This is a genomic window from Bradyrhizobium sp. BR2003, from assembly GCF_009720285.1.
Classification (GTDB): Bacteria; Pseudomonadota; Alphaproteobacteria; order Rhizobiales; family Xanthobacteraceae; genus Bradyrhizobium; species Bradyrhizobium elkanii.
In genome coordinates this window covers 141,398-154,909 of record NZ_SMYJ01000011.1, presented here as the reverse complement: position 1 = coordinate 154,909, position 13,512 = coordinate 141,398, and the positions used below count along the sequence as shown (strand labels likewise).

Below are 13,512 nucleotides of genomic sequence, written 5' to 3'. Positions count from 1 at the left end.
AAATGGCCACCAACAAAAAGAAGATTTTCGTCACCCAGACTTTGTCGCCGGGGGCACGGGTGCTCCTCAACGAGCGGGACGACGTAGAACTCATCGAATTTCCCAACCTGATCTCCGCCAAGGACTTTCAGACCATGCTCGAGCAGCACGCGCCGGTCCATGGCGTGGCGCTCGGCGCAACCCGCTTCGGCGAGGCGGAGCTGGAGGCGTCCAAGGGCATGATGGTGGTGACCCGGATCGGTGTCGGCTACGACGCTGTCGATGTTCCGGCGCTGTCGCGCCGCAAGGTGCCGCTGATGGTCGCAGGCACCGCGAACTCGCCGTCGGTCGCCGAACAAGCCTTGTTCATGATGCTGACGCTGGCCAAGCGCGCGAACGAAATGCACGCGATGGTCAAGGACGGCACCTGGGCAAGCCGGCTCGGCGTGCTGCCGTTCGACCTCTACGGCAAGACCGTGCTGATCGTGGGCTTCGGCCGGATCGGCACCCGCACCGCCAAGCGCTGCCTCGCCATGGAAATGAACGTGCTGGTCTACGATCCCTACAAGCCCGCCAGCGAGATCACGGCGGCTGGCTGCGAGGCCGTGCCGAGCCTCGAAGCGGCGCTGCCGCGGGCGGATTTCGTCACGATCCACTGCCCGAAGAATCCCGAAACGGTCGGGCTGTTCAACGCCGCGCGGATCAGGCTGATGAAGCCGACCGCCTATCTCATCAACACTGCCCGCGGCGGCATCGTCGACGAAAAGGCGCTGCACGACGCGCTGGTGTCAGGCAAGCTCGCCGGCGCCGGCCTCGACGTGTTCGAGGTCGAGCCGCCGCCGGTCGGCCAACCCCTGCATGCCCTGCCCAACGTGATCATGGCGCCGCACGTCGCCGGCGTCACGGTCGAGGCCGTCGATCGCATGAGCGAGCAGACCGCACGCAATATCCTGAGCGTCCTGGATGGCAATCCGCTGCGCCAGAATGTGATCAACCAGGACGTCCTCGGCTGAGCTTTCAGCCTTCCTCGTTTGCGCGGCGGCCGATCCGAAAGGATCGGCCCGGCGATGCGGAGTAGCCACATGGCTTTCAAGGAATTCGGCAACTACGATGCGGTCGGTCTCGCCGAGCTCGTCCGCAACAAGGACGTGACGCCGAAGGAGCTGCTCGACGAGGCGATCGCGCGCACCGCCGCCGTCGATCCGAAGATCAACGCTGTCGTCGTCAAGCATTATGACTTTGCTGAGCGCCAGATCGCCAAGGGGTTGCCTGACGGTCCCTTCACCGGCGTGCCGTTCCTGCTGAAGGACCTCGATCTGCTCGAGGGCACACGCACTACGTCGGGTGCCAGCCTGCTGAAGGACTTTGTCGCTGATCACAACGGCACGCTGGCCCAGCGCTTTCTCGATGCCGGGCTTGCGATCTTCGGCAAGAGCTCGAGCCCGGAATTCGGGCTGATGCCGACGACGGAATCGCGCCTGTTCGGCCCGACCCGCAATCCCTGGAATCTCGACCATTCCTCCGGCGGCTCGTCTGGCGGCGCGGGAGCTGCGGTCGCAGCCCGCGTCCTGCCCGTCGCGCATGCCAGCGACGGCGGCGGGTCGATCCGGATCCCCGCCTCCGCCTCCGGCGTGTTCGGCATGAAGCCGACGCGCGCCCGCAACCCCTGCGGGCCCGATCGCGGCGAAGGCTGGGGCGGCTTCTCCGTCGGCCATGTGCTCAGCATCAGCGTCCGCGACAGCGCGGTCATGATGGATGCGATCCATGGCCCGGAGGCGTCGAGCCTCTATGTCGCGCCGCCGCCGGAGCGACCGTTCTCGCAGGAAGTCGGCCGCGATCCCGGCCATTTGCGCATCAGCTTCACCGACAAGTCGCCCTATGGCGATGCCATTGATCCCGAGATCGCTGCGGCGGTGCGCGACATAGCCAAGCTGCTGGCGGGCCTCGGCCATCATGTCGAGGAGCGCGCGCCGCCGCTTGCGGCCGATCCCGCCGCGGTCATGACGACCATCGTCGGCGGCAACACGGCACTGACCGTCCGTCTGCTCGAGCAGCGCGTCGGGCGCACCCTGACGTCGGATGATGTCGAGCGACTGACGCTCGCCAGCGCCCAGAATGCGACCAAGATGAACCCGGCCGACTACGTGGCCGCGCAGCTTGCAGCGTTCCAGATCTCGCGCGCGCTTGCGACCTTCTTCGAAGGTTGCGACATCTTCCTCAGCCCGACGCTGTGTGCGCCGCCGCTCCGCCTCGGCGAGCTGAACACGATGTCCGAGGACCTGACCCACATCGCGCCGGTGCTGCGCCGCTACATGCCGGGCACCTCGATGTTCAACATGTCCGGACAGCCGGCGATGTCGGTGCCGCTGGCCTGGAACAAGGCCGGTCTGCCGCTCGGCCTGATGTTCGCGGCCAAACTCGGCGAGGAAGGACTGCTGTTCCGCCTAGCCGGCCAGCTCGAACAGGTCCGCCCCTGGAAGGACCGGCGTCCGCCGGTTTGCGCCTAACGGCGCCTTCAAGCGAAGTGGGGACCACGCCTCGCGCCAGGAACGCGGGCCAGAACCGCCGGGGCTGACAAAGGATAGTCAGATCAGGTAGATAGGAACGGTGTCGGCACGATTCCGCGCGCCATCAGCCTGGGAGACCAAACCGTGAATGACCCGACCGACAATGCGCTGGCCGCAATCGCGAGCATTCTCGACCAGACGACCACACCTCCCGAGACCTCCAAATCGACCGACAAGACGGCGGACAAGCCAGTTGAGCCCGCAGCGGAGCCGCCGGCCTCGATAGCAATGCCGCCGCCTTTGCCGCCGTCCATCCAGGTCGTGTCCGTCACGGCCGTGTCCGTCGAGGCCGCGCCTGTCGAGCCGACGGCGGTCGAGCCGCCCCCGATCGAGGAGCCCGAACCGGTCGAACAGCCTGAGCCAAGTAAAGCTGAGGCAGGTGAACCGGAGCCGAGCGAACCGGAGCCGAGCGAGCCAGAAGCGGAGCCGATCCAGCCGCCGCCCCAACCGATCGAGGCCAATGGCTATTCGAAGTCCGGCCCAGGCCCGATGGCCGCGCTGCGCTTCCGCTGGACGGTGCGCCAGGACGGCGCCCAATATTATGTCGACGAGACCGTCGGCGAGGCATCGACCCCACTCGTCAACGGCCCGATGGAGCGGGACGCCGCGATCAAATTCGTCGACGATCGTGAGGCCCAAGCGCGGCGGCGTTTCGAGTATTTCAAGCAGGAGATGCTCAGCCGCACTGCGACAGTCTATCAGGCGAGCAAGGACGGCAACGAGGCCTGAGACGCGCTACGTGCCCCACGGGCATCGCAACAAGGTGCGGATGGAGAAGACCTCGATGTTTCGCGCGCTGGCCGGCCTCGCCTTCGCCTTGCTTCTGTCCACCGCACATGCACAGCAAGCGCCGTCCCGGCTCGATGAGATCGTCAAGCGCGGCATCCTGCGTGTCGGCATGACCGGCGACTATTTGCCCTTCACCTACCTCGACAAGGAAACCAGGGCCTTCCGCGGCTTCGATGTCGACATGGCGCAGTCACTCGGCAAGGCGCTCGGCGTGAAGGTCGAGTTCGTGCCGACATCGTGGCCGCAGATGACGAGGGATTTCGAGGCCGACGATTTCGACATCGCGATGGGCGGCGTCTCCATCACCTTCGATCGGCAGAAGAAGGGTCTGTTCTCGACGCCGATCATGCGCGAGGGCAAGACGCCGATCGCGCGCTGTGCCGACAAGGGCAAGTTTGAGACGATCGCCGCGATCGACAAACCGGGCACCCGAATCATCGTCAATCCCGGCGGCACCAATGAGCGCTTCGCGCGCGCCCATGTGAAAACCGCCGAGATCCGGGTCTTCAACGACAACACCAAGATCTTCGACGAGATCGCAAAGGGCGACGCCGACCTGATGATGACCGATGCGTCCGAGACGCGCTATCAGCAGAAGCTGCACCCCGGCGTGCTGTGTGCCGTGCATCCCGACAAGCCGTTCGACTTCGCGGAAAAGGCCTACTGGATGCAGCGCGACGTCGCATTGAAGGCGTTCGTCGACCAATGGCTTCACATCGCGCGTGAAGATGGCAGCTACGCGAAGATCTACGCCGCGTGGTTCGAATAACCTGCGTCACCGCGCATGATTTGACGCGCGCGGCCTGAAACCAGACCGCAATCCAGCGATTTGAACCTCAGCCGCAAGGATACGACTCATGTTCTGACCGTGATCTGGGACACGTTCAACAGGGTGGTCACCGGATAGCCTTGCGAACGGAGTTCCCTGCACTGGAGATCGAGATGAGAAAGCTTCTGGCGATCGCCGCGCTCGTGCTCGCGAGCACGGCCGCAGCGCAGGCGCAGTACACATTCGATTACGGCGGCCGCACCATTCGCATCGATCCCGATCGGGGCACGGTTTCGATCCCCGGCGTCTACGACAATACCGGCCGCGGCACCAAGCGCGCCAAACGCGAGGACACCGAGCAGAAGCGCAAGGCTCCCAAGGAAGCCATGACGGACGCCAGGACGGACACTAAGACGGATTCCCGGGCCGCACCGCCCGGCGCGCCCGCGGCGGCTGCTCCGCCCGCTCCGCCGGCCGTCGATCAGGCCGCCGTCCCGACGGCGCCTGCCGCAACAACGACAGAGCCGGCCAGCACGGGTGTTGCGGCCACGCCGCCTTCAGCTACAGCAGCGACCACACCGCCGCCGCCCGCGCCGCCAGCCGTCCAGCAAACTGCTGCGCCAGCTGCAAAGCCCACCAGCGCTCCAACCGTTGGTGCCACCGCGCCGAGCGCTCCGGCACCCAAGCCGCTTGCCAATCCCGTGCAAGCAGCAAACTCGCCACTTGGCGTCTGGCTCACCGAGGAGAAGGAAGGCAAAATCCGCATCGAGCAATGCGGCGCCAATCTCTGCGGTTACGCCGTCGACAAGAAATCGAACGCCAACGGCGAACAGGTTCTGATCAACATGAAGCCGGGCAAGGACAAGTGGAGCGGCCGCATCTTCGATCCGAACAGCGGCAGCACCTACGATTCCACCATCGCGATGAAGAGCCCGGACACGCTGCGCGTCCAGGGTTGCGCGTTCGGCGGCATGTTCTGCGGCGGCCAGACCTGGACGCGGGTGAATTGATCGGCCGGAACTCGTAGCCCGGGTGAAGCCAACGGGTCGCGCGAATGCGCGCCCGATGACAGGCTCCGCGAAATCCGGGATTCCCACCGCGCGTGAGACCGCACCGGATTGCGCTTCGCTCCATCCGGGCGACGGTCTCATAAATCAAAAGCCCCGCCCGATGAGCGGTGCTTTTCATCTTACGAACTGCTACGACGCTTCAGCCGACCTTGCCATTGTATTCCTCGTCGGTGACGTGCTCCATCCAGGTCGAATAGACGCCATCGAGCGCCTCCTGCATGGCGATGTGGGTCATGCTGTTGTCCGGCGAGGCCCCGTGCCAGTGCTTCTCGTTGGGCGGAATCCAGACGACGTCGCCGGGACGAATCTCCCTGATCGGGCCGCCCTTGGCCTGCACGCGCCCGATGCCGGAGATCACATACAGCGTCTGTCCGAGCGGATGGGTGTGCCAGGCGGTGCGTGCGCCGGGCTCGAACGACACGCGCGAGGCGTTGAGCCGCGCCGGCTCAGGTGCCATGTTGATCGGGTCCTGCAACACGGTGCCGGTAAAATTCTCCTTCGGCGCGCGGCGGGTCGGCCGCGAGCCGGAAACGTGGATGTCCATGGGGTTACCTCCCTTTCTTGACGTTATTTCTTGCTTGCGGCGTAGCGCACCTTGGTCTCGGCATTCATCGGATACAGGCCGGGCAGCTGGGCGCCATTGTTCACCTCGTTGACGATCCAGGCTTCCATCCGTTCCTGCTCCGGCCCCTCGGCCAGCACGTGATCGAGGAACGCCTGCGGGATCAGCACCGCACCGTCCTGGTCGGCCACCACGACGTCGTTCGGGAATACGGCAACGCCGCCGCAACCGATCGGTTCGCCCCAGCCGACGAAGGTCAGACCTGCGACTGACGGCGGAGCCGCGTAGCCGTCGCACCACACCGGCAGGCCGGTGCCGAGCACGCCCTCAACGTCGCGCACCACGCCGTCGGTGATCAGCGCCGTCACCCCGCGCTTGACCATGCGGGCGCAGAGGATGTCGCCGAAAATGCCGGCGTCGGTGATGCCCATGGCGTCGACCACGGCAATGCAGCCCGCCGGCATCGCCTCGATCGCGGTGCGGGTCGAGATCGGCGACGACCAGGATTCCGGCGTCGCCAGATCCTCACGGGCCGGCACGAAGCGCAGCGTGAAGGCCGGTCCGACCAGCCGCTTCTGCCCCGGCTTCAGCGGCTTGGTGCCGCGCATCCAGATGTTGCGCAGGCCCTTCTTGAGCAGGACGGTGGTGATGGTGGCGGTGGACACATGCGACAGCGTCGCGATCGCTTCGGCGGACAGTGACATCTGGAAAGAGTGCTCCGATGGAGGAAAAGACCGGCGCATGTTGCCGTGCAAAGGCCTTGCGTCAAGGGCTGCGCGAAAAAGCTGCGATCATCCAGATTTATCGCCGGCATGCCGATTAATTTATTGAAGTTGCTGCTTCATTTTGCACGAAGCGAATTCCGTTTTGCCTCGAAACACGCTAGCTTGATGGCTGACGACAGCGCTTGACCCAATGGCCGAACCCTTAAGTCCTCCCCGCCTTTTGCCGAGTGGCGACAGTGCCATCACGGTGGAATTCAGCCGCACCATCGATGACGCCGCCAACCGGCGGGTGCTGGCGCTCGACCGCGTGATATCCGCCGAGCCGATCGCCGGCATCACCGAGACCGTGCCGACCTACCGGTCGCTGCTGGTGCATTACGACCCCGTGCAGATCAGCTTTGATGCGCTCGGCGAGCAGTTGCTGGCACGCGCCGCCAAGGCGCCGCCGACCGAGACCGGAACGCGGCGCTGGCGCATCCCGGTGACCTATGGCGGCGAGCACGGCATCGACCTCGAGGATGTTGCGAAGGCGCTCAAAACCACGCCCGACCAGATCGTGGCGCGCCATGTCGCCGGCGACTATCGCGTCGCCATGATCGGTTTCACGCCGGGCTGGTCTTATCTCAGCGGACTGGAGAAGTTCCTGCACATGCCGCGGCGCAAGGATCCCCGGCTTCTGACCCCGGCCGGCACCATTTCGATAGGCGGCATCCAGACCGGCGTGCAATGCCTGGCCGGCCCGAGCGGCTGGCACCTGCTCGGCCGCACCCCGGTTCGAACCTACCAGTTGCATCGCGATCCGACCTTCCTGCTGGAGCCGGGCGACGCCATCACCTTCACGGCGGTCGACGCCAAGACCTTCGCCGAGCAGGACCGCGCCGCCGAGGCCGGCGAGTTCGTCGCTGAACTGGTGACGCCATGAGCAAGCTCATCGTCACCTCGATCGGCCCGGCAAGCTCGGTGCAGGACGGCGGGCGGCCGGGCTCGCAGCGCTACGGCCTGACGCCAAGCGGCGCGATGGACCGGCTTTCGCTGGCGGCCGCCAACACGCTGGTCGGCAATGACATGTTCGCCGCCGCGGTCGAGATCGGCCCGTTCGGCGCCACCTTCACCGCGCGCTGCGGCGCGGTGCGCGTCGGGCTTGCCGGCGCGTCGCGCAATGCGGATATCGGCGGCCGGCCGGTCGCGTTCGACAGTTCGGCGACGCTCGCCGAGGGCGAGACGCTCAACCTCGGCTTCGCGCGCGGCGGCTCGTTCAGCTATCTCGCGATCGAGCACGGCATCGAGGGCGAGCCGATGTTCGGCAGCCTCGCCGTCAACGCCCGCGCCGGGCTTGGCAGCCCCTACCCGCGGCCGCTGCAAAGCGGCGACGAGTTGACGACGCAGGCTGCAAGCGGCGCGCCCGAGCGCCGCATCGAATTGCCGGTCGCAACCGACGCGCCGATCCGCATCGTGTTCGGCCCGCAGGACGACGAGTTCGCCGAGGACAACAAGAAACTGTTGGTCGACAGCGAGTGGAAGATCTCGGCGACCAGCGACCGCATGGGCTATCGCCTCGAAGGTCCCGTCATCAAACATCTCGACGGCCACAACATCGTCTCCGACGGCACCGTGAACGGCAGCATCCAGGTGCCCGGCAACGGGCAGCCGATCGTGCTGATGCCGGACCGCGGCACCAGCGGCGGCTATCCGAAAATCGCGACCGTGATCACGGCCGATTTCGGCCGCTTCGCGCAGATCTCGGCCGGCCGGCCGTTCCGCTTCAAGGCAGTGACGATGGCAGAAGCGCAGGCCGAGGCGATCAAGTTCCACGAGCTGCTGCGTTCGCTGCCCGACCGCCTCCGCGGCGTCGAGGATTCTGGTCTCAACATCGAGGCGCTGCGGGATGCGAATGTCGCGGGTCAGGCCGTCAACGCCGTCGATGTGTCGACCTGGCAAGTTGCGCTACCCTAGAGCATCATCCGAAAAAGTGCGAAGCGGTTTTCCGATCAGATGATGCTCAAACAAAAGAGCCAATACGAACAACGGACGGATCGATCGTCATGACCTCAACCATCGACCTCAATTGCGATCTCGGCGAAAGCTTTGGCCCCTGGGAAATGGGCAATGATGCCGCGATGATCGAGCTTGCGACCTCGGTCAACGTCGCCTGCGGCTTTCATGCCGGCGACGCCGACATCATGCGCAAAACGGTCGAGCTGGCGAAGGCGCGCGGGGTCAGCGTCGGCGCCCATCCCGGCTATCGCGACCTGCACGGCTTTGGCCGCCGCCCGATGCCGGGACTGACGTCCTCGGAGATCGAGAACCTGATCGCCTACCAGATCGGCGCCCTGCAGGCGATCGCGACCGCGGCCGGCCACAAGGTCACCCATGTGAAGGCCCATGGCGCGATTTCCAACGTCGCCTGCGAGGACGACATGACTGCAAGGGCGATCGCCAATGCGATCAAGGCGGTCGATCCGAGCCTCGTGTTCGTGGTGCTCGCGAATTCGAAACTGGTGCGTGCCGGCGAGGCTGCCAATCTGCGCATGGCGCATGAGGTGTTCGCCGATCGCGCCTATGAGGACGATGGCAACCTGGTGTCGCGCAAGAAGCCCGGCGCGGTGCTGCACGATCCCAAGGCGATCGCCGAGCGCGTGGTGCGGATGGTGCAGGACGGCGCGGTCGTCTCGGTCACCGGCAAGGTGATCAAGATGCAGACCGATACCGTCTGCATCCACGGCGACACGCGCGGCGCCGTCGAGATTGCGCGCGGCCTGCGCGAGGCGCTGAAGCAGGCGGGCATCACCGTTGCGCCATTCAAGACCGCGCACTGAGCCGCGAACGCGCCGATCAAGGGCCGGCCGCCGCGCCGGCCCTTTTAGATTCCGTTAAGAGTCTTCTTAAACCCAAACTTGCCGTTTTGATTGCTAGGTGCAGCTTCCGAGCCTTTGATTGTCCTCTTAGGAAATTGGGTACGAAAGCATGTTCCGCACCAGCCTCTCCCTCGCCATCGCCGCGGTGGCTACCGCCGCCTTCGCCAGCGCGGCATCCGCCGGCTGCTACAGCTGCTATACGCCACCGCCGCAGCCGTGCACGACCTGCTATCAGGTGCAGAGCGTGCCGCCGCAATATCGCACGGTGCAGGAAACCGTGATGGTGGCGCCGGGCCGCGTCGTCGCGCATCGCACTCCGGCACAGTATCGCACAGTGATGGTGCCGAAGACGGTGATGGTCGCGCCCGAAGGCGTCGCCTATGAGCGCATCCCGCCGCAATACGCCACCCAGGAGCGCGTGCAGATGGTCTCGCCAGGCTATTCCTACTATGCGCCGGTTCAGCCGACCTGCAACACCTGCGGCGGCGGCTACGGATACGGTTACGGCTACTGAGCTGTCGGCATCCACCCGACACAAAGCCGCCGCCTGCGGATATCAGGCGGCGGCTTTGAATGTTCCGAAGAGCCTAGAAGGGGTGGACGGACAGCGTGCCGAACACGATGGCCGCGATCACCGCAAAGGCGCTGTACAGCGCCGCCGTGTGAATTCCAGTCCCAGACTTCCGTGAAATGTTTCGCGCGTAAAGGTGCAGGCGGGCTTCCGCCGATAGCTCGCGCATGGTCGATCTCCAACGCCCCATTCTCGGGCATATGGAATATCGTTCGCGGGCGGATTCAAGCGGGCGGCAAAAATAGCGATGCCGCCGCCTTCGGGAACCGGGTTCCGAGAGGAATATTCCCCCTCGCGCGCTCGGCCGAGAATCCTATTCGCTGCAATTCGAGGCGTCGGGAACCCGCGCCAGTCCCGCAATAACCGAAAATCTCGAAAACAACCCCATGCAAAGGAGCCGGAAGTAGATAGCTGACGCGCTGCCGCTGCACCTCAGGCCTTCCAGCGCCCGATCTTGAAGGCAGCTAGGTGGCCCGGAACGTCGCTCGGGTCGAACGGCGGGCCGGCGAACGCCCCGATAGCGCTGGAGGTCCCGGCCGCCTGCCCGGACGCGGCGTCGTAGAGGTCGGGCCGGAACACGGCCATGGCGGCTTTCAGCTCCTCCGGCCGGTACGGCGCCTGGCCCCAGCGAACCATCTGCGCATAGAGCCAGGCCGCCTGCCCCGGGTCAGGCCGCGCCGCCGCCTCGCGCCCGACCAGCAGATAGCGAGTGCTCTCGCGCATGGTGCCGTCGGGCGAGATCTTCAAATGGCCATCGAGCGTGCGCTGGATGACGCTGGCATCGACGCCGATCCGCTCGGGCTGCGCCAGGATGCGCGCGACCTCGGACCGGTTCTCGGGCCGCTCGATGAACTCCACGGCGCGCAGATGTGAACGCACCAGCGCCGCCACGATGTCGGGATGCTTCTCCGACCAGCTCTGCCGCACCGCCAGCACCTTCTCCACCGCGCTGAGCAGGATGTCCGAGACGAAATGCAGGATGTGGCCGATGCCGAGATCAACCGCGATCGAATTCCAGGGTGCGCCGACGCAGAACGCGTCGACATGGCCGTTGGCGAGACTGTCGACCATGTAGGGCGGCGGCAGCACCACGAGCTGGACATCCTCGTCGGGATCGACGCCGCCGGCGGCCATCCAGAACCGCAACTGGTAATTGTGGGTCGAGAACGGGAAGGTCATGCCGAAGGTCAGCGGCTCCGCCCCGCTCTTGCGCCGCTTTGCCACCACGCGGGCGAGCGCCTGTGCGGTTGCCATCGGATCGAAGCGGTCGCCATCGATCTCCTCCATCAGCGCCGCGTGCAGCGCCGGCGAGACCGTGATGGCATTGCCATTGAGACCGAGATTGAACGGCGCCGCGATCGGCACCTTGACGTGGCCAAGCCCGAGGCTGGAGGCGATCGCGACCGGCGCCAGCAGATGGGCGGCGTCGAACAGGCCGATGTTCAGCTTGTCGCGGACGTTCGACCACGACACCTCTCGCACTAGGGAGACGTCGAGCCCTTCGGCCGCGGCAAAGCCCTTGTCGACGGCTACGATCAGCGCGGCGGCGTCCACCAGCGGAATGAATCCGATGCGCAAGGATGTGGTCATTTCAGGAGCTCCGACGCCGTCAGGATCGATTGCGCGATCTCGCCGATTTTCTTCTTCTCGCGCATTGCGGTCGAGCGCATCAGCACGTAGGCCTCCTCCTCGGTGAGCCCCTTGACCTTCATCAGGATGCCCTTGGCGCGGTCGATCACCTTGCGCTCCTCCAGCGCATGCTTGGTGCGGTCGAGTTCGTCCTGCAGCTTGGCGAAGGCATTGAAGCGGGAGACGCAGAGATCGAGGATCGGCTTCATCCGCTCCTTCTTGAGGCCGTCGACGATGTAGGCGGAGACGCCCGCCTCCACCGAGGCCTGGATCGAGGCGGCGTCGCTCTGGTCGACGAACATCGCGATCGGCCGGCGGACGGCGCGGCTGACCTGGAACATTTGTTCCAGCACGTCGCGGCTGGGGTTCTCGAGGTCGATGACGATGATCTCGGGGTCGAGCGCATAGATCCGCGAGAGCAGGCTCTGCATCTCGCTGATATGCACGACGTCCGTATAGCCGGCCTCCCGCAGTCCTTCCTCGAGGATGGCCGCGCGGATCGGGCTCTCGTCGACGATGACGATCTTGGGAGACGATTCAGCGCTCATCGACAACTCTTAAGGCCCGGCAGACGCATCCATATCATGCCCGAAGCCCCGGGAAAGGGTTGTAATTCTCGGCAATTGGGACTAGCTCCTGCCCATTCATCAGGCAGATCAGAGATATGCAAGAGGCCGCCGCGCCGAAAGTGAGCTTTGTGTCCTTGGGCTGCCCCAAGGCGCTGGTCGATTCCGAGCGCATCATCACCCGGCTGCGCGCGGAGGGCTATGAGCTCGCGCGCAAGCATGACGGTGCCGACATCGTCATCGTCAATACCTGCGGCTTCCTCGACAGCGCCAAGCAGGAATCGCTGGCCGCGATCGGCGAGGCCATGGCCGAGAACGGCAAGGTCATCGTCACCGGCTGCATGGGCGCCGAGCCGGAGCAGATCGAGAGCGCCTATCCCGGCGTGCTCTCGATATCAGGGCCGCAGCAATATGAGAGCGTACTGGACGCCGTGCACCGCGCGCTGCCGCCGGCGCACAACCTGCATATCGATCTGGTGCCGCCGCAGGGCGTCAAGCTGACGCCGCGGCACTACGCCTATTTGAAGATCTCCGAAGGCTGCAACAACCGCTGCAGCTTCTGCATCATCCCGAAGCTGCGCGGCGATCTGGTGTCGCGGCCGGCCAATGACGTGCTGCGCGAGGCCGAGAAGCTGGTGAAAGCCGGCGTCAAGGAATTGCTGGTCATCTCGCAGGACACCTCGGCCTATGGCGTCGACCTGAAATACGCCGAGAGCCCGTGGCAGGATCGCGCCGTGCGCGCCAAATTCTTCGATCTCGCAAAAGAGCTTGGCGAGCTCGGCGCCTGGGTCCGGCTGCAATATGTCTACCCCTACCCGCATGTCGACGAGGTCATCGGCCTGATGACCGAGGGCAAGGTGCTGCCCTATCTCGACATCCCGTTCCAGCATGCGAGCCCGGACGTGCTGCGCGCGATGAAGCGCCCGGCCGCCCAGGAGAAGACGCTGGCGCGGATCCAGAAGTGGCGCGAGCAGTGCCCCGAGCTGACGCTGCGCTCGACCTTCATCGTCGGCTTCCCCGGCGAGACCGATTCCGATTTCGCCTATCTGCTCGACTGGCTCGATGAAGCCGGGATCGACCGCCTCGGCTGCTTCAAATACGAGCCGGTCGCGGGCGCCACGTCGAACGCGATCGGCAATGCCGTGCCCGACGAGGTCAAGCAGGAGCGCTGGAATGCGCTGATGGCGCGGCAGCAGAAGATTTCGGCAAGGCGTTTGAAGCGCAAGGTCGGCACCCGCCAGCAGATCATCATCGACGAGGTCGGTCCGACGGTGGCGAAGGGCCGGTCAAAGGCCGACGCTCCTGAGATCGACGGCGCCGTCTATCTCAGGAGCCGCCGCCCGCTCAAGGTCGGCGAGATCGTCACCGCCAGGATAGAGCGTTCCGACCAATACGACCTGCACGGCAGCGTCGCCGGTTTCTAGCCCCAG

General features: G+C 65.4%; 15 protein-coding genes. 10 read left to right on the top strand and 5 right to left on the bottom strand.

Going from position 1 to position 13,512, the window contains the following annotated elements; all coding sequences use genetic code 11:
- Window positions 1-2: 2 nt before the first annotated feature.
- From E2I15_RS07045 to E2I15_RS07025, 5 genes are all read left to right on the top strand, one after another.
- On the top strand, window positions 3-992 hold the full coding sequence (locus E2I15_RS07045; protein ID WP_137480677.1) for a hydroxyacid dehydrogenase: 990 nt from the start codon (window positions 3-5) through the stop codon (window positions 990-992).
- Between the two features lie 69 nt (window positions 993-1,061).
- Window positions 1,062-2,486 (top strand): amidase, encoded by a 1,425-nt coding sequence (locus E2I15_RS07040; RefSeq protein WP_137480679.1) that lies wholly within the window; start codon window positions 1,062-1,064, stop codon window positions 2,484-2,486.
- A gap of 144 nt (window positions 2,487-2,630) precedes the next feature.
- Window positions 2,631-3,275 (top strand): hypothetical protein, encoded by a 645-nt coding sequence (locus E2I15_RS07035; RefSeq protein WP_137480681.1) that lies wholly within the window; start codon window positions 2,631-2,633, stop codon window positions 3,273-3,275.
- 40 nt (window positions 3,276-3,315) lie between these two features.
- On the top strand, window positions 3,316-4,104 hold the full coding sequence (locus tag E2I15_RS07030; RefSeq protein ID WP_170991646.1) for a transporter substrate-binding domain-containing protein: 789 nt from the start codon (window positions 3,316-3,318) through the stop codon (window positions 4,102-4,104).
- Window positions 4,105-4,277: 173 nt separating this feature from the next.
- The gene (locus tag E2I15_RS07025) at window positions 4,278-5,114 is read left to right on the top strand and encodes a DUF2147 domain-containing protein (RefSeq protein WP_137480683.1); all 837 of its coding nucleotides are present in this window, start codon (window positions 4,278-4,280) and stop codon (window positions 5,112-5,114) included.
- Window positions 5,115-5,313: 199 nt separating this feature from the next.
- On the opposite strand, the gene E2I15_RS07020 is transcribed toward E2I15_RS07025, so the two are convergent.
- Both E2I15_RS07020 and E2I15_RS07015 read right to left on the bottom strand, forming a co-directional pair.
- Complete coding sequence (locus tag E2I15_RS07020) at window positions 5,314-5,718, bottom strand: (R)-mandelonitrile lyase (RefSeq protein ID WP_137480685.1); 405 nt, start codon at window positions 5,716-5,718, stop codon at window positions 5,314-5,316.
- 23 nt (window positions 5,719-5,741) lie between these two features.
- The gene (locus E2I15_RS07015; RefSeq protein ID WP_137480687.1) at window positions 5,742-6,440 is read right to left on the bottom strand and encodes a ribonuclease activity regulator RraA; all 699 of its coding nucleotides are present in this window, start codon (window positions 6,438-6,440) and stop codon (window positions 5,742-5,744) included.
- Window positions 6,441-6,651: 211 nt separating this feature from the next.
- Between E2I15_RS07015 and pxpB the strand changes: the two genes are divergently transcribed.
- The 4 genes from pxpB (at window position 6,652) to E2I15_RS06995 (ending at window position 9,830) form a co-directional block, all read left to right on the top strand.
- Window positions 6,652-7,383: a 5-oxoprolinase subunit PxpB gene (gene pxpB, locus E2I15_RS07010; RefSeq protein WP_137480689.1), complete on the top strand. Its 732-nt coding sequence runs from the start codon at window positions 6,652-6,654 to the stop codon at window positions 7,381-7,383.
- Window positions 7,380-8,414: a 5-oxoprolinase subunit C family protein gene (locus E2I15_RS07005; protein ID WP_137480691.1), complete on the top strand. Its 1,035-nt coding sequence runs from the start codon at window positions 7,380-7,382 to the stop codon at window positions 8,412-8,414. Before pxpB ends, E2I15_RS07005 begins: the two co-directional genes overlap by 4 nt.
- 89 nt (window positions 8,415-8,503) lie before the next feature.
- Window positions 8,504-9,277 carry a LamB/YcsF family protein gene (locus tag E2I15_RS07000; protein WP_137480693.1) on the top strand — a complete coding sequence of 258 codons (774 nt, stop codon included), beginning with the start codon at window positions 8,504-8,506 and terminating at the stop codon, window positions 9,275-9,277.
- Between the two features lie 148 nt (window positions 9,278-9,425).
- Window positions 9,426-9,830, top strand: coding sequence for a hypothetical protein (locus tag E2I15_RS06995; protein ID WP_137480695.1), 405 nt, complete (start codon window positions 9,426-9,428; stop codon window positions 9,828-9,830).
- Between the two features lie 73 nt (window positions 9,831-9,903).
- Here the strand turns inward: E2I15_RS06995 and E2I15_RS06990 are convergent, their stop codons facing one another.
- The 3 genes from E2I15_RS06990 to E2I15_RS06980 all read right to left on the bottom strand — a co-directional run bounded on the left by E2I15_RS06990 (window position 9,904) and on the right by E2I15_RS06980 (window position 12,064).
- Window positions 9,904-10,056, bottom strand: coding sequence for a hypothetical protein (locus E2I15_RS06990; protein WP_016844408.1), 153 nt, complete (start codon window positions 10,054-10,056; stop codon window positions 9,904-9,906).
- A 263-nt stretch (window positions 10,057-10,319) separates the two neighbouring features.
- On the bottom strand, window positions 10,320-11,477 hold the full coding sequence (locus E2I15_RS06985; RefSeq protein ID WP_137480697.1) for a CmpA/NrtA family ABC transporter substrate-binding protein: 1,158 nt from the start codon (window positions 11,475-11,477) through the stop codon (window positions 10,320-10,322).
- Window positions 11,474-12,064: an ANTAR domain-containing response regulator gene (locus tag E2I15_RS06980; RefSeq protein WP_028332037.1), complete on the bottom strand. Its 591-nt coding sequence runs from the start codon at window positions 12,062-12,064 to the stop codon at window positions 11,474-11,476. Before E2I15_RS06980 ends, E2I15_RS06985 begins: the two co-directional genes overlap by 4 nt.
- Before the next feature lie 116 nt (window positions 12,065-12,180).
- Between E2I15_RS06980 and rimO the strand changes: the two genes are divergently transcribed.
- Window positions 12,181-13,506 carry a 30S ribosomal protein S12 methylthiotransferase RimO gene (gene rimO, locus E2I15_RS06975; protein WP_137480699.1) on the top strand — a complete coding sequence of 442 codons (1,326 nt, stop codon included), beginning with the start codon at window positions 12,181-12,183 and terminating at the stop codon, window positions 13,504-13,506.
- The last annotated feature ends 6 nt before the right edge of the window (window positions 13,507-13,512 follow it).